20 protein-coding genes and 1 pseudogene are annotated in these 22,117 nt (G+C 50.9%); 10 read left to right on the top strand and 11 right to left on the bottom strand.

Features of this window, described 5'->3' with window-relative positions; all coding sequences use genetic code 11:
- Positions 1–3: 3 nt before the first annotated feature.
- The 4 genes from HUZ68_RS12595 (at position 4) to HUZ68_RS12580 (ending at position 4,312) form a co-directional block, all read left to right on the top strand.
- A complete protein-coding gene (locus HUZ68_RS12595) occupies positions 4–951 on the top strand; it encodes a sugar kinase (RefSeq protein ID WP_239593890.1) in 948 nt (315 codons plus the stop codon).
- 9 nt (positions 952–960) lie between these two features.
- A complete protein-coding gene (gene ydjG / locus HUZ68_RS12590; protein WP_033814660.1) occupies positions 961–1,941 on the top strand; it encodes an NADH-dependent methylglyoxal reductase in 981 nt (326 codons plus the stop codon).
- Positions 1,942–2,077: 136 nt separating this feature from the next.
- Positions 2,078–2,836, top strand: a complete 759-nt coding sequence (locus HUZ68_RS12585) for a DeoR/GlpR family DNA-binding transcription regulator (protein ID WP_000719088.1) — start codon at positions 2,078–2,080, stop codon at positions 2,834–2,836.
- 117 nt (positions 2,837–2,953) lie between these two features.
- A complete protein-coding gene (locus tag HUZ68_RS12580) occupies positions 2,954–4,312 on the top strand; it encodes an MFS transporter (protein WP_033814687.1) in 1,359 nt (452 codons plus the stop codon).
- Between the two features lie 92 nt (positions 4,313–4,404).
- Here HUZ68_RS12580 and pncA read toward each other — a convergent pair whose 3' ends face one another.
- From pncA to sppA, 3 genes are all read right to left on the bottom strand, one after another.
- Positions 4,405–5,046, bottom strand: a complete 642-nt coding sequence (gene pncA, locus HUZ68_RS12575; RefSeq protein ID WP_001135075.1) for a bifunctional nicotinamidase/pyrazinamidase — start codon at positions 5,044–5,046, stop codon at positions 4,405–4,407.
- 10 nt (positions 5,047–5,056) lie between these two features.
- Positions 5,057–6,073 carry an asparaginase gene (ansA, locus tag HUZ68_RS12570; RefSeq protein ID WP_239593889.1) on the bottom strand — a complete coding sequence of 339 codons (1,017 nt, stop codon included), beginning with the start codon at positions 6,071–6,073 and terminating at the stop codon, positions 5,057–5,059.
- Positions 6,074–6,226: 153 nt separating this feature from the next.
- Positions 6,227–8,083 (bottom strand): signal peptide peptidase SppA, encoded by a 1,857-nt coding sequence (gene sppA, locus HUZ68_RS12565; RefSeq protein WP_001259824.1) that lies wholly within the window; start codon positions 8,081–8,083, stop codon positions 6,227–6,229.
- A gap of 160 nt (positions 8,084–8,243) precedes the next feature.
- Between sppA and HUZ68_RS12560 the strand changes: the two genes are divergently transcribed.
- The 4 genes and pseudogenes from HUZ68_RS12560 (at position 8,244) to HUZ68_RS12545 (ending at position 13,088) form a co-directional block, all read left to right on the top strand.
- On the top strand, positions 8,244–8,795 hold the full coding sequence (locus HUZ68_RS12560) for an NAD(P)H nitroreductase (RefSeq protein WP_000339283.1): 552 nt from the start codon (positions 8,244–8,246) through the stop codon (positions 8,793–8,795).
- A gap of 116 nt (positions 8,796–8,911) precedes the next feature.
- Positions 8,912–9,955: a selenide, water dikinase SelD gene (selD, locus tag HUZ68_RS12555; protein ID WP_001298241.1), complete on the top strand. Its 1,044-nt coding sequence runs from the start codon at positions 8,912–8,914 to the stop codon at positions 9,953–9,955.
- Between the two features lie 4 nt (positions 9,956–9,959).
- Positions 9,960–11,921 carry a DNA topoisomerase III gene (gene topB, locus HUZ68_RS12550; protein WP_033814661.1) on the top strand — a complete coding sequence of 654 codons (1,962 nt, stop codon included), beginning with the start codon at positions 9,960–9,962 and terminating at the stop codon, positions 11,919–11,921.
- Positions 11,922–12,048: 127 nt separating this feature from the next.
- Positions 12,049–13,088, top strand: a pseudogene (locus HUZ68_RS12545) (DUF1266 domain-containing protein).
- Between the two features lie 116 nt (positions 13,089–13,204).
- Here HUZ68_RS12545 and gdhA read toward each other — a convergent pair.
- On the bottom strand, positions 13,205–14,548 hold the full coding sequence (gdhA, locus tag HUZ68_RS12540; protein ID WP_033814662.1) for an NADP-specific glutamate dehydrogenase: 1,344 nt from the start codon (positions 14,546–14,548) through the stop codon (positions 13,205–13,207).
- 235 nt (positions 14,549–14,783) lie between these two features.
- Here gdhA and HUZ68_RS12535 point away from each other — a divergent pair, with 235 nt between their 5' ends.
- A complete protein-coding gene (locus HUZ68_RS12535) occupies positions 14,784–15,056 on the top strand; it encodes a YnjH family protein (protein ID WP_028132257.1) in 273 nt (90 codons plus the stop codon).
- Here HUZ68_RS12535 and nudG read toward each other — a convergent pair.
- Positions 15,022–15,429, bottom strand: a complete 408-nt coding sequence (gene nudG / locus HUZ68_RS12530; protein ID WP_000781877.1) for a CTP pyrophosphohydrolase — start codon at positions 15,427–15,429, stop codon at positions 15,022–15,024. The genes HUZ68_RS12535 and nudG overlap by 35 nt on opposite strands.
- An 86-nt stretch (positions 15,430–15,515) precedes the next feature.
- Between nudG and HUZ68_RS12525 the strand changes: the two genes are divergently transcribed.
- A complete protein-coding gene (locus HUZ68_RS12525) occupies positions 15,516–16,136 on the top strand; it encodes a CDP-alcohol phosphatidyltransferase family protein (protein ID WP_001371603.1) in 621 nt (206 codons plus the stop codon).
- 8 nt (positions 16,137–16,144) lie between these two features.
- Here HUZ68_RS12525 and ynjE read toward each other — a convergent pair whose 3' ends face one another.
- The 6 genes from ynjE to HUZ68_RS12495 form a co-directional block, all read right to left on the bottom strand.
- The gene (ynjE, locus tag HUZ68_RS12520) at positions 16,145–17,452 is read right to left on the bottom strand and encodes a thiosulfate sulfurtransferase YnjE (protein WP_033814663.1); all 1,308 of its coding nucleotides are present in this window, start codon (positions 17,450–17,452) and stop codon (positions 16,145–16,147) included.
- A gap of 66 nt (positions 17,453–17,518) precedes the next feature.
- Entirely contained in the window at positions 17,519–18,172 is a 654-nt protein-coding gene (locus tag HUZ68_RS12515) for an ATP-binding cassette domain-containing protein (protein ID WP_001383240.1), read from the bottom strand.
- Complete coding sequence (locus HUZ68_RS12510; protein ID WP_033814664.1) at positions 18,172–19,707, bottom strand: ABC transporter permease subunit; 1,536 nt, start codon at positions 19,705–19,707, stop codon at positions 18,172–18,174. Before HUZ68_RS12510 ends, HUZ68_RS12515 begins: the two co-directional genes overlap by 1 nt.
- Entirely contained in the window at positions 19,680–20,846 is a 1,167-nt protein-coding gene (locus tag HUZ68_RS12505; protein ID WP_112925034.1) for an ABC transporter substrate-binding protein, read from the bottom strand. Before HUZ68_RS12505 ends, HUZ68_RS12510 begins: the two co-directional genes overlap by 28 nt.
- Before the next feature lie 9 nt (positions 20,847–20,855).
- Positions 20,856–21,404, bottom strand: a complete 549-nt coding sequence (locus HUZ68_RS12500) for a carboxymuconolactone decarboxylase family protein (protein ID WP_000524072.1) — start codon at positions 21,402–21,404, stop codon at positions 20,856–20,858.
- Positions 21,404–22,111 (bottom strand): TVP38/TMEM64 family protein, encoded by a 708-nt coding sequence (locus tag HUZ68_RS12495; RefSeq protein ID WP_000977128.1) that lies wholly within the window; start codon positions 22,109–22,111, stop codon positions 21,404–21,406. Before HUZ68_RS12495 ends, HUZ68_RS12500 begins: the two co-directional genes overlap by 1 nt.
- Between the last annotated feature and the right edge of the window lie 6 nt (positions 22,112–22,117).

The following is a 22,117-nucleotide window of genomic DNA, read 5'->3' as shown; positions in this document are numbered from 1 at the left end:
GATATGGATAATCTCGACGTTATTTGTATAGGTGCCGCTATTGTTGATATTCCATTGCAACCGGTCAGTAAAAATATCTTTGATGTGGATTCTTATCCTCTTGAAAGAATCGCAATGACCACCGGGGGTGATGCAATAAATGAAGCAACAATTATTTCTCGTCTGGGCCATCGTACAGCATTAATGAGCCGTATTGGTAAAGATGCCGCAGGGCAGTTTATTCTCGACCATTGCCGCAAAGAGAATATTGATATTCAAAGCCTGAAGCAGGACGTCAACATAGATACCTCTATTAATGTTGGACTGGTGACGGAGGATGGCGAGCGGACGTTTGTCACAAACCGTAACGGCAGTCTGTGGAAATTGAATATTGACGATGTTGATTTTGCGCGGTTTTCCCAGGCGAAATTATTATCACTGGCCAGTATTTTCAACAGTCCACTATTGGATGGTAAAGCGCTAACAGAAATTTTTACGCAAGCTAAAGCCCGGCAGATGATTATCTGTGCCGATATGATCAAACCGCGGTTGAATGAAACGCTGGATGATATTTGCGATGCATTGAGTTATGTCGATTATCTGTTTCCTAATTATGCCGAGGCAAAATTACTCACCGGGAAAGAGACACTGGATGAAATTGCTGACTGCTTTCTTGCGTGCGGCGTAAAAACGGTGGTGATTAAAACGGGTAAAGACGGCTGCTTTATCAAGCGTGGTGACATGACGATGAAGGTGCCGGCGGTCGCAGGAATAACCGCCATCGACACCATTGGCGCGGGCGATAACTTTGCTTCAGGTTTTATTGCGGCACTGTTAGAAGGAAAAAATCTGTGTGAATGCGCACGCTTTGCCAATGCAACGGCGGCTATCTCGGTTCTAAGCGTCGGTGCCACCACCGGCGTAAAAAACAGAAAGCTGGTCGAACAATTGCTGGAAGAATACGAAGGATAATGAAGGCAAATGAAAAAGATACCTTTAGGCACAACGGATATTACGCTTTCGCGAATGGGGTTGGGGACATGGGCCATTGGCGGCGGTCCTGCATGGAATGGCGATCTCGATCGGCAAATATGTATTGATACGATTCTTGAAGCCCATCGTTGCGGCATTAACCTGATTGATACTGCACCAGGATATAACTTTGGCAATAGTGAAGTTATCGTCGGTCAGGCGTTAAAAAAATTGCCCCGTGAACAGGTTGTAGTAGAAACCAAATGCGGCATTGTCTGGGAACGAAAAGGAAGTTTATTCAACAAAGTTGGCGATCGGCAGTTGTATAAAAACCTTTCCCCGGAATCTATCCGCGAAGAGGTAGAAGCCAGCTTGCAACGTCTGGGTATTGATTACATCGATATCTACATGACGCACTGGCAGTCGGTGCCGCCATTTTATACGCCGATCGCTGAAACTGTCGCAGTGCTTAATGAGTTAAAGGCTGAAGGGAAAATTCGCGCTATAGGCGCTGCTAACGTCGATGCCGACCATATCCGCGAGTATCTGCAATATGGTGAACTGGATATTATTCAGGCGAAATACAGTATCCTCGACCGGGCAATGGAAAACGAACTGCTGCCGCTATGTCGTGATAATGGCATTGTGGTTCAGGTTTATTCCCCGCTAGAGCAGGGATTGTTGACCGGCACCATCACTCGTGATTACGTTCCGGGCGGCGCTCGGGCAAATAAAGTCTGGTTCCAGCGTGAAAACATGCTGAAAGTGATTGATATGCTTGAACAGTGGCAGCCACTTTGTGCTCGTTATCAGTGCACAATTCCCACTCTGGCACTGGCGTGGATATTAAAACAGAGTGATTTAATCTCCATTCTTAGTGGGGCTACTGCACCGCAACAGGTACGCGAAAATGTCGCGGCACTGAATATCAACTTATCGGATGCAGACGCAACATTGATGAGGGAAATGGCAGAGGCCCTGGAGCGTTAAATACTCAACACGATTCACCTCTGTTTCTGTGAAAACTGTGATGAAAATCTGTGATTCAAACAGGTTATTTTGAAAGTAAACATCGGTTATGCGATAATCGCGCTAATGTGATGTAAAAAGATACAGGGGTGTAATCGTGGCGGCAAAAGACAGGATTCAGGCAATTAAGCAAATGGTTGCCAACGATAAAAAGGTGACAGTCTCAAATTTGAGTGGGATTTTTCAGGTAACCGAAGAAACCATTCGCCGCGATCTTGAGAAGCTGGAAGATGAAGGCTTTTTGACCAGAACCTATGGTGGTGCTGTTTTAAATACAGCGATGTTGACGGAGAATATCCATTTTTATAAGCGCGCTTCATCGTTTTATGAAGAGAAGCAGCTTATTGCACGCAAGGCACTACCCTTTATCGACAATAAAACCACCATGGCAGCCGATTCCAGTAGTACCGTAATGGAATTGCTCAAATTGTTACAGGACCGTAGTGACCTGACGTTGCTAACCAACTCGGCGGAAGCGATTCATGTTCTGGCTCAGTCAGAAATTAAAGTCGTTTCAACGGGTGGGGAACTAAACAAAAATACACTTTCACTGCAAGGAAGAATTACTAAAGAGATCATCAGCCGCTATCATGTCGATATCATGGTAATGAGTTGTAAAGGTCTTGATATTAACAGCGGCGCGCTGGACTCTAATGAAGCGGAAGCTGAAATCAAAAAGACAATGATCCGTCAGGCGACAGAAGTTGCGTTATTGGTTGATCACTCTAAGTTTGATCGCAAAGCTTTTGTCCAGTTAGCTGACTTTAGTCATATTAATTACATAATAACTGATAAATCACCGGGTGCAGAGTGGATAGCATTTTGCAAAGACAATAATATCCAGCTGGTGTGGTAATTTTAGCACACGTTGTCAATATTATTTGTTCCTGTGCCTGGAAATAAAATGATGATAAAGATGCGGCAAGTGAATTTGCCGCAATTGCTACCTTTTTTAGCAAATCCGAGGCACCCAATGGAACAATATGATCAAATTGGCGCAAGACTGGACCGCTTGCCTTTGGCCCGGTTTCATTATCGTATATTTGGTATTATAAGCTTTAGTCTGTTATTAACAGGGTTTTTGAGTTACTCCGGTAATGTCGTCTTAGCAAAGCTGGTAAGCAATGGATGGTCAAATAATTTCCTCAATGCCGCCTTTACCTCGGCATTAATGTTTGGTTATTTCATCGGCTCTCTTACCGGTGGGTTCATCGGTGATTACTTTGGGCGGCGCAGGGCGTTTCGCATAAATCTTCTCATCGTCGGTATTGCTGCAACAGGGGCCGCTTTTGTCCCTGATATGTACTGGCTCATCTTCTTTCGCTTCCTGATGGGAACAGGAATGGGGGCGCTGATTATGGTTGGCTATGCCTCATTTACGGAGTTTATCCCCGCGATGGTGCGTGGAAAATGGTCCGCGCGGCTCTCATTTGTTGGTAACTGGTCGCCCATGCTGTCTGCGGCGATAGGTGTGGTGGTTATCGCTTTTTTTAGTTGGCGGATAATGTTTATGTTGGGTGGTATTGGCATACTGTTAGCCTGGCTTCTCTCAGGTAAATACTTTATTGAGTCGCCACGATGGCTGGCAGGGAAAGGGCAAATCGCAGGTGCAGAATGCCAACTTCGTGAAGTAGAGCAGCAAATTGAAAGAGAGAAGAGTATTCGTTTACCCCCGCTTACTTCGTATCAGAGCAACAGCAAGGTTAAAGTAATCAAGGGTACTTTCTGGCTCCTGTTTAAAGGTGAAATGTTACGACGTACATTAGTCGCGATTACTGTTTTAATTGCAATGAACATTTCGCTTTATACCATCACCGTATGGATACCGACCATATTTGTTAACTCCGGCATTGATGTCGATAAATCAATATTAATGACCGCTGTTATTATGATTGGCGCTCCGGTAGGAATATTTATTGCGGCATTAATTATTGATCATTTTCCTCGTCGGTTATTTGGCTCCACCTTACTTATTATTATTGCCGTGTTAGGCTATATCTATTCAATTCAGACTACAGAGTGGGCGATTTTAATCTATGGCCTGGTGATGATCTTCTTTTTATACATGTATGTTTGCTTCGCGTCGGCGGTTTATATCCCGGAGCTTTGGCCAACGCATTTACGCCTGCGCGGTTCGGGTTTCGTTAATGCCGTCGGACGGATCGTCGCAGTCTTCACGCCCTATGGCGTTGCGGCATTATTAACACATTATGGGTCGATCACGGTGTTTATGGTACTTGGTGTCATGTTATTGCTCTGTGCGCTGGTTCTCTCCATTTTTGGCATCGAAACGCGGAAGGTGTCGTTGGAAGAGATTTCTGAGGTGAATTAAATCTTTCGTTGATGGCATCAATTGCCAGATGTGCCACTGACGTGTTTTATTTGGCCTACAATGCCAGTACAGAATTGTAGGCCAGCGTAAAATTACCCCTGCGTCTCTTCCCAGTCTGCCAGCGTATATAGCGTTGCCCCAGCTGCTGACATCTCCATAAACGCGTGCGCACTGTCCTGGGGCTGGATATTCACGCCACGACAACCATCGGTAATCACGTTTACCTTATAACCTAACTGTAACGCGTCCAGCACGGTAAACTTCACGCAATAGTCAGTAGCCAGGCCCATAACGATCAATTCATCGATTTCATGATCGCGTAACCAGTCATCGAGAGAGGTTTTCTGCCGACGGCCGTTATCAAAAAAGGCACTGTAACTGTCAACTAAAGGATTTTCGCCTTTATGGAACACCGCTGCGATCGCTTTTTGGTTCAGTAACGGATGTAATTGTGCGCCTTCACTGTTCTGCACACAGTGATCTGGCCAGAAGGTTTGTGGCAAACCGTCGAGTTGGCCTGGCGTATAAGGCTCTACACCGTGCTGGCTGGCAAAACTGCCGTGATTCGCCGGGTGCCAGTCCTGACTGGCGATAACCGCTTCACCGCGCGACTGGCACCAGTCAATCAGGCGGTTAGCGACATCCACCGTACTGTCACCTTCCGGCACGGCGAGCGCGCCACCAGCACAGAAATCATTTTGTAAATCGACCAGTAACAGGGCGCGAGGGGGCATTGCAGTCTCCTTAATCATCTGGCGTCAGTTCGCCGCGCAGGTTTTGGCTCATGGCCTTGCGAATGGTTTCAGTATCCAGTTCCTGGCTAAGCAGGTAATGCAGTTTGGTTAGCGTGGCTTCTACAGTCATATCTGCACCGCCAATAACGCCAGCATGGGCGAGGGCGTTACCGGTGGCATAACCACCCATATTCACTTTACCGGACATACATTGTGTCAGGTTGACCACCACAATACCGCGATCGCTGGCTTCTTGTAATTCCTGCAGGAAGGCTTTGTTTTGTGGCGCATTACCCACGCCATAGGAGCGCAGAATCAATGCTTTCACCGGTTGGCGCAGAAAATTGCGCACGACGTCAGCAGAAATCCCTGGATAAATCGTCACTACGCCAATTGGTTGTGGGGTGATTGGATGAACGATTAATTCCCCTTCACCGTGCGGGGCGGGTGGCGTATTCAAACGACGAATATGGATACCTGCTTCCAGTAACGGAGGAAGGTTTGGAGAGGCAAACGCATCAAAACCATCGGCATGGGCTTTGGTAGTGCGGTTGCCGCGATACAATCGGTTATTGAAAAAGAGCGTTACTTCGTTGATCGGATAATTCGCCGCAACGTACAACGCATTCAGCAGATTAATTTGTCCGTCAGAGCGTAACTCAGCCAGCGGGATTTGTGACCCTGTCACAATGACCGGTTTACCGAGATTTTCGAGCATGAACGACAGCGCAGAGGCGGTATATGCCATCGTATCGGTGCCGTGCAGAATGACAAAACCATCATAGTCGTCATAGTGCGCTTTAATATCTTCAGCAATATGCTGCCAGTCTTCCGGCGTCATATCTGAAGAATCCATCAGCGGCGTATATTCATGAATGGTGAAATCTGGCATCTCCGGGCGATGGAATTCCGGCATCAGCGCCAGTTGGCGTTGTAGATGACCTGACACCGGTATATAACCCTGCTCGGAACGCCGCATCCCGATGGTCCCGCCCGTGTAGGCGACGTAAATTGATTTCTTTTGCATGATATTGATATGAATGATATCGAAAGAGCAAAAGTATATACGTGAGGCAGGGGGAGCGCACCTGATACTATGCGGATAAGGAAATATGGGGCGAGACAGCGGGAAGAGGATTAAAAATATGGCCGACGATCTGTCGGCCACTCAGTACAAGACTTAACGCACGTTGGCGCAGGTGAGGCAAAACGCATAACGGTTTTGTGGGTCGTTAAACGCGGCCAGCTTGTCACTTTCACTTTTAACGGTAGAGGCTACCGAGGCCAGCGGTGCAGGTAACATGGCCTGGAACGCATCTGGCAACATTGCCCGGACAGAACCAGACATGTTGTCCATCACTTTGTCGAAGAAGGTCGGTTCATCAACGTAGTATTCCAGATGCCACTGTTTCACTTTTGCCAGCTCTGCTGCTTTGGCAACCGCATCATCGAAATCCCCGAGACTATCGACCAGCCCGTTAGCTTTTGCATCCTGACCGGTCCAGACGTGGCCCTGGGCGATTTTATCAATCTGCTCCGGCGTCGAATGACGCGCATCAGCAACCAGCGTGATAAAGCGTTTATAGCCATTCTCAATGCTTAACTGCATCATCTGCTGCGCTTCCGGCGGCAGTGCCCTGGTGATAGAAACATCTGCCAGCGGTGAAGTTGAGACACCATCAGTATGAACACCAATCGAATCCAGACTATTTTCTACGGTGGTGATCACGCCGAAGATACCGATAGAACCGGTCAGGGTGCTGGGGTTAGCCACAATGTAATTAGCTGGCGTAGAAATCCAGTAACCACCAGATGCCGCCATGCCGCCCATCGATACAACCACAGGCTTACCCGCTGCACGGGCTGCTGCCAGTTCAGCGCGAATCACTTCAGACGCGGTAACGCTGCCGCCTGGGCTATTAACACGCAGGACAATCGCTTTCACTTTCGGGTCAAGGCGAGCGTCGCGGATTTGTGCCGCAGTGGTATCACCGCCAACATTCCCCTGAGTTTCCTCGCCATCCATAATTGCGCCATTAGCGAAGACGACACCGATGCTGTCACCGGTATCTGCCGGCGTTTTCAATGCGTAATCGTAATAACTGATGGCGCGATAATTTTTATCAGTCTTACTCCAGCCGAACTCTTTGGTCAGTGCTTTTTCGATTTCCGCACTCGATGCCAGTGCATCGACCAGCTTGTTTTCCAGTGCATATTTCGCGGTATCGCCACCGGTTTTGGTTAAACCCTCAAGCAACCCTTGCGCGCCAGGGAATACCTGCTGAGCAGGGATCTGTCGGTTAGCGGCAACAGTATTCAGATAGTTTTGCCACAGCTCACCAATCCAGCGGCTGTCAGCTTCGCGGGCTGCCGGTGACATGTCATCACGAATAAACGGTTCAACGGCAGATTTATACGTACCCACGCGGAACACATGGGTGGAAACTTTCAGCTTATCCAGCAACGATTTGTAGTACAGACCGTTGGTAGCAAAACCGTGCAAATCCACCACGCCTTGCGGTGACAGCCAAATTTTATTGGCGAAACTGGCGAGATAATATTGCCCCTGGCTGTAGTTCTCGCCGACGGCATAAACCGGTTTCCCGCTGTCACGAAACTCTTTCAGGGCTTTGCCGATGTACTGCATAGACGGTTGGTCGCCGCCTGCGAAGTTTTTCAGATCCATCACGATACCGGTGATATTGCGGTCGTCCTTCGCCTGGCGAATGGTGTTGACGATATCAAACAGTGAGTTTTCCTGCAGACGATCGGAACTGGCACCAAGTAGTTGGCGGCTTAATTTACTAAACCGCTGAGAACTGTCGGGTTTATCGACGATCACACCAGAAATGTCCAGCAGCAGTGCACCACGACTGGCCGTTTCTTTCGAATCACCACCACTGACCTGCATCCAGATCCCCACACCAACCAGTACGAGAAAAATAAAGAACAGGTTAAGTACCATTTCACGGACGAAATTCAGCAGACGCCACGTCCATTTAAAAAATCCGGCAATAAATCGCCAAAGGGTTCGCATGTATTCTCCCAACTTAAGGTCACACCTGTCACAGGCGCAATAGATGTGGTTATCGTAATGACCCAACCGGTACTTGTCAGCAGGAATTGCGGACTGTGCTGTAACAAAATCCACTCTCGTGTTAATTTTGTGAATAAATATCACGACAGGAGTTAATCAAATGGATGCACTCGAACTATTGATCAATCGCCGTAGCGCCTCCCGCCTGGCTGAACCCGCGCCAACGGGTGAACAACTGCAAAACATCCTGCGTGCGGGTATGCGTGCGCCGGACCACAAGTCCATGCAACCGTGGCATTTTTTTGTGATTGAAGGGGAAGGGCGCGAGCGTTTCAGCGCCGTACTGGAACAGGGGGCGATTGCTGCCGGTAGTGATGACAAAGCTATCGACAAAGCCCGTAATGCGCCGTTCCGCGCACCGCTCATCATCACGGTGGTGGCGAAATGCGAAGAAAATCATAAAGTCCCGCGCTGGGAACAGGAAATGTCTGCCGGATGCGCGGTCATGGCGATGCAAATGGCAGCCGTTGCCCAGGGGTTTGGCGGCATCTGGCGCAGTGGCGCATTAACTGAAAGTCCGGTAGTGCGTGAAGCATTCGGTTGCCGTGAGCAGGATAAAATTGTCGGTTTTCTCTACCTCGGTACGCCGCAGCTGAAAGCATCTACGTCGATTAACGTCCCGGACCCGACGCCGTTTGTAACTTATTTCTGATAATTGTCGCGAAACTGTCTGGATTGTGAGCAAAGGCGCAGGAATTCAGACACTCTCACTTATCACTTCACGGAATGAGGGTTACCATACCCGGATTGCATTGACAGGAGATGTCCATGAGCGAGAACTCGATTCGTTTGACCCAATACAGCCACGGAGCTGGTTGCGGCTGTAAAATTTCCCCAAAAGTGTTGGAAACCATCCTGCACAGTGAGCAGGCGAAGTTTGTTGATCCGAATTTGCTTGTGGGTAATGAAACCCGCGACGATGCGGCGGTGTACGATCTGGGCAATGGCACCAGCGTTATCAGTACCACCGACTTCTTTATGCCGATCGTTGATAATCCTTTCGATTTTGGCCGCATTGCGGCGACTAACGCCATCAGCGATATCTTCGCGATGGGGGGCAAACCGATTATGGCGATTGCGATCCTCGGCTGGCCGATTAACAAACTTTCCCCGGAAATTGCCCGCGAAGTAACCGAAGGTGGACGCTATGCATGCCGTCAGGCGGGTATTGCGCTGGCTGGCGGTCACTCCATCGATGCGCCGGAGCCGATTTTTGGTCTGGCGGTAACGGGGATCGTACCGACCGAGCGGGTGAAGAAAAACAGTACCGCACAAGCCGGATGCAAACTGTTCCTGACGAAACCGTTGGGGATCGGCGTTCTTACCACGGCTGAGAAAAAATCACTGTTGAAACCAGAACATCAGGGACTGGCGACGGAAGTGATGTGCCGGATGAACATCGCAGGCGCGTCCTTTGCCAACATCGAAGGCGTAAAAGCGATGACCGACGTTACTGGTTTTGGTCTGCTGGGTCATTTGAGCGAAATGTGTCAGGGCGCAGGTGTGCAGGCGCGCGTTGACTATGACGCGATCCCAAAATTGCCGGGGGTTGAAGAGTACATTAAGTTGGGCGCAGTGCCTGGCGGCACCGAACGTAACTTTGCCAGCTACGGTCATCTGATGGGTGAAATGCCGCGTGAAGTGCGCGATTTGCTGTGCGATCCGCAAACTTCTGGCGGTTTGCTGCTGGCGGTCATGCCGGAAGCAGAAAATGAGGTTAAAGCTACAGCCGCCGAGTTTGGCATTGAACTGACGGCGATTGGCGAACTGGTGCCAGCGCGCGGCGGTCGTGCCATGGTTGAGATCCGTTAATTCAATGCGGTTGTTTATTGCCGAAAAACCGAGTCTGGCGCGCGCCATTGCTGATGTCCTGCCCAAACCGCACCGTAAAGGCGATGGCTTTATCGAGTGCGGTAATGGTCAGGTGGTGACCTGGTGTATCGGTCACCTGCTTGAGCAGGCGCAGCCAGACGCCTACGACAGCCGCTATGCGCGCTGGAATCTTGCGGATTTGCCGATTGTCCCGGAAAAGTGGCAATTACAGCCCCGACCCTCCGTGACCAAACAACTTAACGTCATCAAACGGTTCCTGCATGAAGCCAGCGAAATCGTTCACGCCGGGGACCCGGATCGCGAAGGGCAACTGCTGGTGGATGAAGTGCTGGACTATCTACAACTGGCACCGGAAAAGCGCCAGCAGGTGCAGCGTTGCTTGATAAACGACCTGAACCCGCAGGCGGTTGAGCGGGCGATCGACCGTCTTCGTTCCAACAGTGAGTTTGTGCCATTGTGCGTTTCTGCGCTGGCGCGAGCGCGTGCCGACTGGCTATACGGCATCAACATGACCCGTGCGTATACCATTCTCGGTCGCAATGCCGGTTATCAGGGCGTACTTTCCGTGGGACGCGTGCAGACACCCGTGCTCGGGCTGGTGGTGCGCCGCGATGAAGAGATTGAAAACTTCGTGGCGAAAGACTTCTTTGAAGTCAAAGCGCATATCGTGACACCTGCCGATGAGCGGTTTACCGCTATCTGGCAACCGAGCGAAGCGTGTGAACCGTACCAGGATGAAGAAGGGCGCTTGTTACATCGTCCACTGGCGGAGCATGTGGTTAACCGCATTAGTGGTCAACCGGCTATAGTCACCAGCTATAACGATAAACGGGAATCAGAATCCGCGCCGCTGCCGTTTTCGCTTTCGGCGTTGCAGATTGAAGCGGCAAAACGCTTTGGTCTGAGCGCGCAGAACGTGCTTGATATCTGCCAGAAGCTGTACGAAACGCACAAGCTAATCACTTATCCGCGTTCCGATTGTCGCTATTTGCCAGAAGAACATTTTGCCGGACGCCACGCGGTGATGAATGCCATCAGCGTTCATGTACCGGATCTGTTGCCGCAGCCAGTGGTAGATCCAGATATACGCAACCGCTGTTGGGATGACAAAAAGGTCGATGCGCACCACGCCATCATTCCGACCGCACGGAGTTCTGCGATCAACCTGACGGAGAACGAAGCGAAGGTCTATAACCTGATTGCCCGTCAGTATCTGATGCAGTTCTGCCCGGATGCGGTGTTCCGCAAGTGTGTTATCGAACTGGACATTGCCAAAGGCAAATTTGTCGCTAAAGCCCGTTTTCTTGCTGAAGCAGGCTGGCGCACGCTGTTAGGCAGCAAAGAGCGCGATGAAGAAAACGACGGTACGCCATTGCCTGTGGTGGCGAAAGGCGATGAGTTGCTGTGTGAAAAAGGTGAAGTGGTAGAGCGGCAAACCCAGCCGCCTCGCCATTTTACCGATGCAACACTGCTTTCGGCGATGACCGGGATCGCGCGCTTTGTGCAGGACAAAGATCTGAAAAAGATCCTTCGTGCGACCGATGGTCTGGGGACAGAAGCAACGCGTGCCGGGATTATTGAACTGTTGTTCAAGCGTGGTTTCCTCACCAAAAAAGGGCGCTATATCCACTCCACCGACGCCGGAAAAGCGCTATTCCATTCGCTGCCAGAAATGGCTACGCGACCGGACATGACCGCGCACTGGGAATCGGTGCTGACGCAAATCAGCGAAAAGCAGTGTCGCTATCAGGACTTTATGCAGCCGCTGGTGGGGACGCTATATCAGCTTATTGATCAAGCCAAACGTACTCCGGTGCGGCAGTTTCGCGGCATTGTGGCTCCGGGCAGTGGTGGCAGTGCTGATAAGAAAAAGGCTGCACCGCGTAAACGTAGTGCGAAAAAAAGTCCGCCAGCAGATGAAGCCGGAAGCGGGGCGATAGCGTAAGCGAGCGAATCTTTCGTGCTATTCGAGTCATATTCTGAAATATCCAGCGGATCAAGAAAATTCGTTGGATATTTTTTTTGCATGGATAAAATTATCGCCTCTAAAGTATGTAATAACAGGGAATGTGATGAAAAAAGTTTTATTACAAAACCATCCTGGGAGCGAGAAGTATTCTTTTAATGGCTGGGAAATATTTAATAGTAATTTTGAACGGATGATTAAAGAAAATAAGGCCATGCTGCTTTGTAAGTGGGGGGTTATTTAACATGTGTTGTCGCTGTAATGTTTGTATTCGCAGCGATAACATCCAACGGTTTGAATGAAAGAGGCCTGATTACTGCGGGATGCTCTTTTCTTTATCTATTAATTACGATGGGGCTTATTGTTCGGGCCGGTTTTAAAGCAAAAAAAGAACAACTGCATTATTATCAGGCTAAAGGTATTGAGCCGCTCAGTATCGAGAAGTTACAGGCGCTACAATTGATCGCACCTTATCGATTCTATCATAAGCAATGGTCTGAAACGCTGGAGTTCTGGCCGCGAAAGCCTGAACCTGGCAAAGATACCTTCCAATATCATGTGCTTCCTTTTGACTCGATCGATATCATAAGTAAAAGACGCGAGTCTTTAGAGGATCAATGGGGTATCGAAGATAGCGAAAGTTATTGTGCCTTAATGGAGCATTTTCTTTCTGGCGACCATGGAGCCAATACCTTTAAAGCAAACATGGAGGAAGCCCCAGAGCAGGTTATCGCCTTGTTGAATAAATTTGCTGTTTTTCCCTCAGACTATATCTCTGATTGCGCTAATCATAGCTCCGGTAAATCCTCGGCGAAGCTAATATGGGCGGCGGAATTATCATGGATGATCTCGATATCAAGCACAGCTTTTCAAAACGGGACAATTGAAGAAGAACTGGCCTGGCATTATATAATGCTTGCTTCTCGAAAGGCGCACGAGTTGTTCGAAAGCGAAGAAGATTATCAAAAAAATAGTCTAATGGGATTTCTTTACTGGCATATCTGCTGCTATCGCAGAAAGTTAACGGATGCTGAACTTGAAGCGTGTTATCGTTACGACAAGCAGTTTTGGGAGCACTACAGTAAGAAATGCCGTTGGCCCATAAGAAATGTTCCCTGGGGAGCATCATCCGTTAAATACTCATAAAAGCCTGAAATATTGCCGGGGGCGCTGCGCTTGCCCGGCCTACATTAGAGCGTAACTGCAATGAATTATGCCCATTTGTAGGCCTGATAAGCGTAGCGCCATCAGGCGTTTACAACTTAAATCACACCCTGCGCCAGCATCGCATCGGCAACCTTCACAAAACCGGCAATGTTCGCGCCCTGCACGTAGTTTGTTTGCTCACCTTCACCACCATGCTCAACACAGGCATGGTGGATATCCAGCATGATGTGATGCAAACGTGCGTCAACTTTCTCGGCTTTCCAGCCCAGGCGCGCAGCGTTTTGTGCCATTTCCAGGCCTGACGTTGCTACACCGCCAGCATTAGCCGCTTTACCTGGTGCAAACAGTACGCCTGCCTGCTGGAACAGTTCAGTCGCTTCGATGGTGGTCGGCATATTTGCCCCTTCGGCGACGGCTTTAACGCCATTGGCGATAAGCTGATGCGCGGCGTCAACATCCAGTTCGTTCTGGGTGGCGCAAGGCAGGGCGATATCAACCGGTACAGACCACGGCTGTTGGCCTTCGAGATAGACCAGATCAAATTCTTTGGCGTAATCTGCCACTCGACCATCGCGGCTGGCTTTGATTTCGATAAGACGCGCCAGTTTCTCTTTCGTGAATCCGCTTTCATCAACTACAGTGCCGCTGGAGTCTGACGCAGTGATCACACGAGCACCAAATTCCATCGCTTTTTCGATAGCGTACTGGGCGACGTTGCCGGAGCCAGAAACGGAAACGCGCATCCCTTCAAAACCCATACCGTGGCGTTTTAGCATTGCTTCGGTGAAATAAACCAGACCGTAGCCGGTAGCTTCCGGGCGAATAAGACTGCCGCCAAATGAAAGGCCCTTACCGGTGAAGACGCAGGCGGTATTGTTGGAGAGCTTTTTCATCATCCCCGCCATAAAGCCGACTTCACGACCACCAACCCCGATATCACCTGCCGGAACGTCGGTATCCGCGCCCAGGTGGCGATACAGTTCAGTCATCAGCGCCTGGCAGAAACGCATCACTTCGCCTTCGCTTTTCCCTTTCGGGTCGAAATCGCTGCCGCCTTTACCTCCGCCCATCGGCAGAGTAGTCAGGGCATTTTTGAAGGTTTGTTCGAAGCCGAGGAATTTGAGAATGGAGAGGTTAACTGACGGATGGAAGCGCATACCGCCTTTGTACGGGCCGATGGCAGAGCTGAACTGCACACGCCATGCACGGTTGACCTGTACCTGGTTGCGATCATCAACCCATACCACGCGAAACTGGATCACGCGCTCCGGTTCAACCAGACGCTCCAGTAATGACATCTGGCGATATTTTGGATTTTGTTCAAGAAAAGGCCAGAGTGTGGTCATTACTTCACGAACGGCTTGCGCGAACTCGGTTTGATTCGGGTCGCGCTTTTGGACATGGTTGAGGAATGACTCCAGAGAATATGTCTGATCCATAGATATAAAACCCTTATATATTAATACGATTGTGCTTATGTTGTTTATGTCATGTGCTTTTGCAGTTTTCGACTATACCATCAAGAATGTGACGGTAAGCAAGAAAAAAATGACCCAGGAAAGCAAATTAATAACGAGAGTAATCTCATAACCAAATGCGATAACTCAGACGCTAAAGTTTTGCCACCCGGCTACCGTTATCAGTAGCAGAGACAATAACGTTAAGGAGTTCCCTGTGAGTCGAGCATTGTTCGCCGTAGTATTAGCATTTCCATTAATTGCACTGGCTAACCCGCATTATCGTCCGGACGTGGAGGTAAACGTACCGCCAGAAGTGTTCAGTTCAGGCGGGCAGTCAGCGCAGCCCTGTACTCAGTGCTGTGTTTATCAGGATAAAAATTATTCTGAAGGAGCGGTAATTAAAGCCGAGGGAATACTGCTGCAATGCCAGCGTGATGACAAAACCCTTAACACTAATCCGCTGGTCTGGCAGCGCGTAAAGCCATAAATGCCTCTAATAGTGGAATGTCAGCAGGGGCCAGCGGATATTGCAGCGCCTCTTCAGGTGAGCACCAGACCAGCGCCTGATGTTCATGTGCCTGTAACGTCCCGTGGAAGTCGGGTACGTGCCAGGCATGAAGATGGATAATCCGCCCCGAAACTTCTCGCTGATGGCTGGCAACATACTCACCCACAGTTGCTTCGATGCCCAATTCTTCGTTTAACTCACGCACCAGCGCCTGCTGCTGGCTTTCATCCAGCTCGACTTTACCACCGGCAAACTCCCATAATCCCGCCTGATCGCTCTGGGCGGGGCGTTGCGCGAGTAAAATTTTGCCATCACGTTCAATGATGGCGGCAACAACTTCAATCATTTTCATAAATTACACACGGGCAGATAAGCGAAAAATGCCATAATATCCGCACTGTTGCTCAATCAGAAAGGCTTTATATTTAAGGAGTGCCTGTGCTAGACCGCCATCTTCATCCCCGGATTAAACCGTTGTTGCATCAGTGCGTGCGGGTTCTTGATAAACCGGGCATTACGCCAGATGGTTTAACATTAGTGGGATTTGCCATCGGCGTGCTGGCTCTGCCGTTTCTGGCTCTGGGCTGGTATCTGGCGGCGCTAGTCGTCATTTTGTTGAATCGTCTGCTTGATGGTCTGGATGGCGCACTGGCGCGGCGCAGAGGGCTTACCGACGCGGGCGGCTTTCTCGATATTTCTCTCGATTTTCTTTTTTACGCGCTGGTGCCTTTTGGGTTTATCCTCGCCGCACCGCAGCAAAACGCCCTGGCAGGCGGCTGGCTGCTGTTTGCGTTTATCGGCACGGGTAGCAGTTTTCTCGCTTTTGCTGCGCTGGCGGCGAAACATCAGATTGATAATCCCGGTTATGCGCATAAATCGTTTTATTATCTGGGGGGATTAACCGAAGGCACAGAAACGATCTTACTGTTTGTGCTGGGATGTTTATTCCCTGCATGGTTTGCGTGGTTTGCGTGGATCTTCGGTGCGTTGTGCTGGATGACGACCTTTACGCGGGTGTGGAGTGGGTATCTGACGCTGAAGTCGCTCCAGCGTCAGTAATTGCAATGTTATTTGCTGCTGTCCGGGCCGCGTTCACCGGTTGCTACCGGATTTTTTGGATCGCTGCTCCATTCGTACCAGCCGCCGTCGTAAACGGAGACGTTATTCCAGCCCATTGCTCGTGCGTACATAAAGGTTTCGGACGCGCGCCAGCCGGTGCCGCAGTAGAATGAAACTTGCTGATCTGGTTTGATATTCCATGCTTTCCACATAGCGGTAATATCATCGGCGCTACGCATGGTGCCATCCGGGTTATGGAAATCTTCCATATGCGTCGAGTCGCTACCAGCGTGTCCCCAACGTGCTCCGGCTATTTCACCTTTTGGTTTAATATAGCTGTAACCGCTGGTCGTACCGATAAACTCCGGCCACGAACGAATGCTCACCAGCGATGCATCCTGGCGATGCAGCAGTCCACGGGCCTGTTCCATATCGAGCATCAACTGCGGTTGTGCCGGGATCTTCACGCCGAAATCCGGTTCCGCTTTCACTTTCGGTGGCGTTCCTCGCTCAACAGGCAGTCCCGCGTCGGACCAGGTTTGCCAGCCGCCATCCAGCAGGCGCACATCTTTCACGCCGGCATAAAGCATAATCTGCGCCACACGCGCTGCAGCGTATACGTCACGCCCGTACAGAATGACCGTGGTGTCATGGCGAATGCCGTGTTTTGCCAGCATCGCTTTTAGTTGTTCATCAGAAACTTTGTTCCACAGCGGTTCACTTTCCACTTCGTTGGTATCGATGTAGTCAGCGCCGGGAATATGGCTGATAAGGTAAAGCTTAGGAGCGCCCCAGGCCGCTTCAATGACTTTCCAGTCACCGGCAGGTTTCGCCGTAACCTCTTTACCTTGTTGCAGGTCGTGCAGCCATTGCGGATAAACCAGCTGCTCAAAGTGCGGCAGTTTTTGTAGACGGGAAGGTTCGCTTAGCGCGTCACTCAGAATGGAGATATGCGTAAAACCTGCTTTTTGCAGTCGCGTTTTGACGGCGTCGACATCTTTGCCATTACCGTACAGCGCCACCGGGGCATCGGCTTTCAGGTTATGTTGCTTGATCCACGCGTTGAGCTGTTCGGTGCTCATTTTGTCGAGCCAGTTAGCAGAGAGGTTTAAGGCGGCAGGTTCATGACCAGAAGGGCCATTTAAGGTTTGTGGCCAGCCGTTATAAAACGCGCTGGGGCGAGTATCTATCGCTTTGCCATTTTGTTGTTGAAGCTGGTCAAGTGTAAGAGGCTTCGCCAGTTCAGCGGCCCACGAAGAAGCGCAAGCCAGCCCTAAAGCCATTGCCAGCGCGGTCATTTGAGAAACACGTTTCATCGAAAATCCCGACATTGTAGTTTTGAGTGCGCCATTCTGAACTGACGCATTGGGAAAAACTTTGCGTTATCGCAGTTTGTTGTAATTTTCTGACCACTGCGCCATATCCAGAACAGAACTATCAGCAGGAACATCCTGGAGATCGTGCGTTACCTGAACGACGGGGATCGCCAGTTCGCGAACTTCGCTGAACACCCACTGGCGAAAATTATCACGTAGAGCCACATCAAGACGGCTGAATGGCTCATCCAGTAGCAACGCTTTTGGCTGAGCGAGAAGGGCGCGAAGCAGAGCAACGCGCGCTCGCTGACCGCCAGACAAAGTGGCAGGATCCTGATGGAAAGCTCCGTCAAGGCCTGAACGCTCAAGTGCATCATTCACGGCATTACGTCGGGCATTCCCCTTAAGTGTCGCCGGTAGCGCCAGCAGTAAATTTTGCCCGACACTGAACTGGTCAAATAACAGTGCATCCTGAAAAAGAATGCCAATCTGACGCTGTGCGGTGGGTAGCATGTCAATCCGTTGCTCATTGAGCCATAGCTCACCTGTACAAGAAAACTGTCCGGGCAGTGCACCAATCATCCATGAAAACAGAGTGGATTTTCCACAGCCAGACGGCCCCATTAACGTGACAATGTCACCTTTATCCACCGTAAAGTTAACGTTTGTCAGCAAGCAACTTTCTGGTAAACGTAGCGAAACATTTTTCACGCAGAGCATTAGCGGAGTCCTTGTCTGACATAATCTACCCATTTTGCGACTAACGCGGTCAGGGCAAAAATAGTAAGCGGTAATAGCAGTTGCCATAAAGCCTGGGCGGCGAGAATACCGTTGCTGCCGCCGCTGCTTAATGCCACCGCCTCAGTGGTGAGCGTCGGAAAACGCCCCGCGCCCAGCCACAGCGTCGGCATATACTGCGCAATACTGACTGAAAATCCCACCGCGAAGGCAATCAGCGTAGGGCGTAGCATAAGCGGACATTTCACGTAAAAGAAGATTTTGGCCCGCGACCAGCCCAGTGTTTGTGCAATCAAAATTAACCGTGAATCAATGCGCTGCCAGGCGGGTTGCAGGATAAACAGCATCCACGGCATTACCCACAGCAGATGCCCCCAGACCACCGCCGTCCAGCTTCCATCCATGTTCAGCCATAGCGCCAGCGTGTACTGGCCCGCCACCAGCGGCAGTGCCGGTAATAAAATGGGCAACCATAGCCACAACTGGCGACGCTGTGGCCCCCATTCCATCCACAGCAGTAACAGGAGCAAAGCGATGAATGTCGCCACCAGCCCCATTGTCAGGCTGTTGATGAGCGCTTCACTATTGATCGTCGACTGATCCGCGAGGATCGCCAGCAGAACCACACACAGCACACCGGTCAAGGGTAAAAAACTCGCCAGGGTAATGCCTGGCAATAAAGGCGTGGCAGGCTTACGAACGCCATCTACGCGGGGAATAGTACGCCGCCAGGTACACCATAGCAGATAGCCCAGCAAAACGTAGGCGGCGAGTAACAACATCAGCAGCAGGCTGGCGAGTGCGCCTTTCGTTTGTTGATCGGCGTCGCCCTGAGTTAACCACTGCCAGCTAATTACTGCCAGCGTCGGTGGATTACCTGGCCCAAGAATAATCGCCACATCTACGACCGACAGCGACCAGGCAACAATCGCCAGCATCGCCATTGCCAGCGCAGGCGCGACGGAGGGCAACAGCAGCCAGTTCAGGCATTGCCAGCGGCTGTAGCCCAGCGAATCCAGCACGATGACTTGCTGTAAAAGCCGTTTTTCACTCAATACCGCTGCTAAGATCCACAGCAGAAATGCGCTTTCTTTCACCGCCAGCGTGAAGCCCAGCCCAATACCCAATTTGTCCATTGGCGGAGTGAAATACGGGAAATAGTCATAAAGCAGCCCTCCGTCAGCAAAGAGCAGAAGGGCGCTGGTGGCAAAAGCCACATGGGGAATGGCGAGCAGCCACGGCAGACGGGTGCACATACGCTGCCATTTCGGCCCAGGCCACAGCGCCACAATCACCAGCAGGGCAATCAACAACGCCCCGACCGCCGCGATGGTTGTCGACACCAGCGTTGCCAGTAATGCCTGCGGTAACTGTGGATCGGCAAATAACGCCTGCCAGTGTGTCAACGACAAAGCAGGCGATATCAGCGTGAGAGCTGCCGGGATCAGCGGTGCATAAATCACCGCCACCATCGCCCACAGCAAAAAGATTAATGCGTACCGTAACGGTGTAGCCATTCTTGTTCCAGCGCATTTACCCAACCTGCGTGCGGTTCAGCCAGTACCGGCGGCAGATCTTGCGGCATTCTTGATTGCAATGTTTCGCGCTGCCCATCAGGCAGTTTTTGCGGATCGAGAACAGAAGGATCGCCCCAGACAGCGGGATCTGCTTTACGCAATTGCGCATCGGGTGAGAGCAAGAAATTGGCAACTACCTTCGCCGCAGCACTGGCATTCGCGTTGGCAGGAATGGTGACGAAATGCACGTTGCCAATCATCCCCTCGCGAAAGCCAAAACTGTAACTGCTTGCAGGCAAATCGCCGCTGGCGATTTTTTGCTGCGCATGCGCGGGGTTAAAGGTCAGCGACAGGCGCAATGTGCCGGCTTTCAGCAGAGCATCCATCCGCGCGGGCGAAGGCGGGAAATCCTTTCCTTCGCGCCACAAATACGGATGCAGCGCATCAAGATATTGCCACAAGGGAGCAGTGACACGGGCGAAAGTCGCATCGTCCGGCGCTTCTTTTAATGCGGCGGGATCGGGCGTCAGCATAATCAGCAACTGTTCAAGAAACGCCGTGCCGGTAAAGTCCGGTGGGCGCGGATAGGTAACCGTGCCGGGATTGGCTTTAGTAAACTCCAGTAAGGCTTGCGGCGTTTGTGGTGGCTGTGGCGTAACATCGCGGCGGGCGATAAATGTCAGTTGTGCGCCCCCCCAGGGCGATTCAGCCCCTTCTGTAGGCACTGAAAAATCTTCCCGCACCGGCAGCTGTGTGTCGACATAGCGCCAGTTGGGCAGAGTCTCTGCCCAGTCGGTTTGCAGTAAATTGGCCTCTTTTAAGGTGCTGAAGTTTTCGCCGTTCACCCAGAGCAGATCCACCGAACCGCCCGTTTTACGTCCGGCTGCGGCTTCGGTCTGAATGCGCTTCACCGCGTCTGCGGCATCCGCCAGACGGACAATCTTCAGGTTTATAGCGTAATGGGTTTTCATCTCGCCGCTCACCCAGTCGAGATAGCGGTTAATTGCGGTATCGCCGCCCCAGGCGTTAAACCAGACAGTTTGCCCTTTGGCCTCATTTTTAATTTCTTGCCAGTCACTGGCATGTGTTGCCAGAGAAAACAGCGATAACAATCCCAGCAACCACCCACAATGGCGCATCATCTCTCCTTAAGAACGTTTTTCCGGAATACGGCACAGTCCCTGAGCGGGAATGTCCATGGCAGAATTAAAACGAGCCGACAGGTTTTGCAGGCCGATCAATGCCGTCAGTTCGGTGAGCGCCTGAGCGTCAAAATGCGCAGCCAGTCGGGTACGCAGGGCATCATCGACCGTTGGCGGCGTTACGCTTGCGGCTTCGGCGTACTCCAGCGCCAGCCGTTCTTCATCGCTAAAGAGCGGGCTTTGCCGCCAGTCAGCCACTGCCAGCAGTTTATCGCTGCTGCCGGTGCGCTCGGCGACTTTCATACTGGTGATATCCACACAAAACTCACACAGGCACATTTGCGCAATGCGCGCGCTGACAAGCGATCGTACCACTGGATCGAGCGGTGAGCGTTTGCGCTCCAGCCAGCCAACAAACATCGACACCAGATAAAAGATAAACGGGATCCGCCCCCACCAGCGAATGGGGCTTAGCACCTCGCCGTAATGGCGACGATGCAGCCACGCCTGCGGACGTAAAATGAAAGGAATTTTGCTAAGCGGCGGTAAACCCATCAGGCATTCCTCTTCTGGCGCTCAAGCCATATTTTCTTCGCCATAAAAATCACCACGGTCAGGGCAAACAGAATAAACAGTCCGGTGACAAACCAGAAGGTACCGCCTGTTAACATGCTGCCCGCCCAGGAATAAACAATAGTCGCCGGTAACTGACCAAGCCCGGTGGCGATAAAAAACGAGCGAAAACGTATTGAAGTCAAACCGGCAGCATAGCTGATTGGATCGAAAGGGACAAAAGGCAATAACCGACAGACCAGGATGGTGTGTTTGCCGTAGCGAGTGAAAAAGCCGTCCATACTGTCAAGTACGGTTTTGCCGGTTAATTTTTCCACCACTTCGCGGCCCATCACTCTGGCGATAAAAAAGCACAGTGCCGCGCCGGCCATCGAACTGGTCCACGACAGCAAGCCGCCCCAGAACGCGCCAAACAGCGACGCATTGGCAAAGGTGATCAAAAACGCAGGTAGCGGTGCAGCAATGGCCTGTAAAATCATCAACAAGAACGAGACAACTGCCGCCAGTGCGCCGTAAGACTGAATAAAGCGTTCTATACCCTGTTGGTCCACGGCGGCAAACGCCGCAACGCTGCGATTGATAAACTCATGGACGCCGGGAAGCAGCGCCCATGCCAGCAGCATAGCGAACAACAGGATGATGAGGGTTATACGGTAGTACCAGATTTTACGCGATTGCATCTTCATCATCCTTTA

This window comes from Shigella dysenteriae (genome assembly GCF_022354085.1).
In the GTDB taxonomy this organism is placed as follows: domain Bacteria; phylum Pseudomonadota; class Gammaproteobacteria; order Enterobacterales; family Enterobacteriaceae; genus Escherichia; species Escherichia coli.
This window is presented reverse-complemented; position numbering and strand designations above follow the sequence as displayed.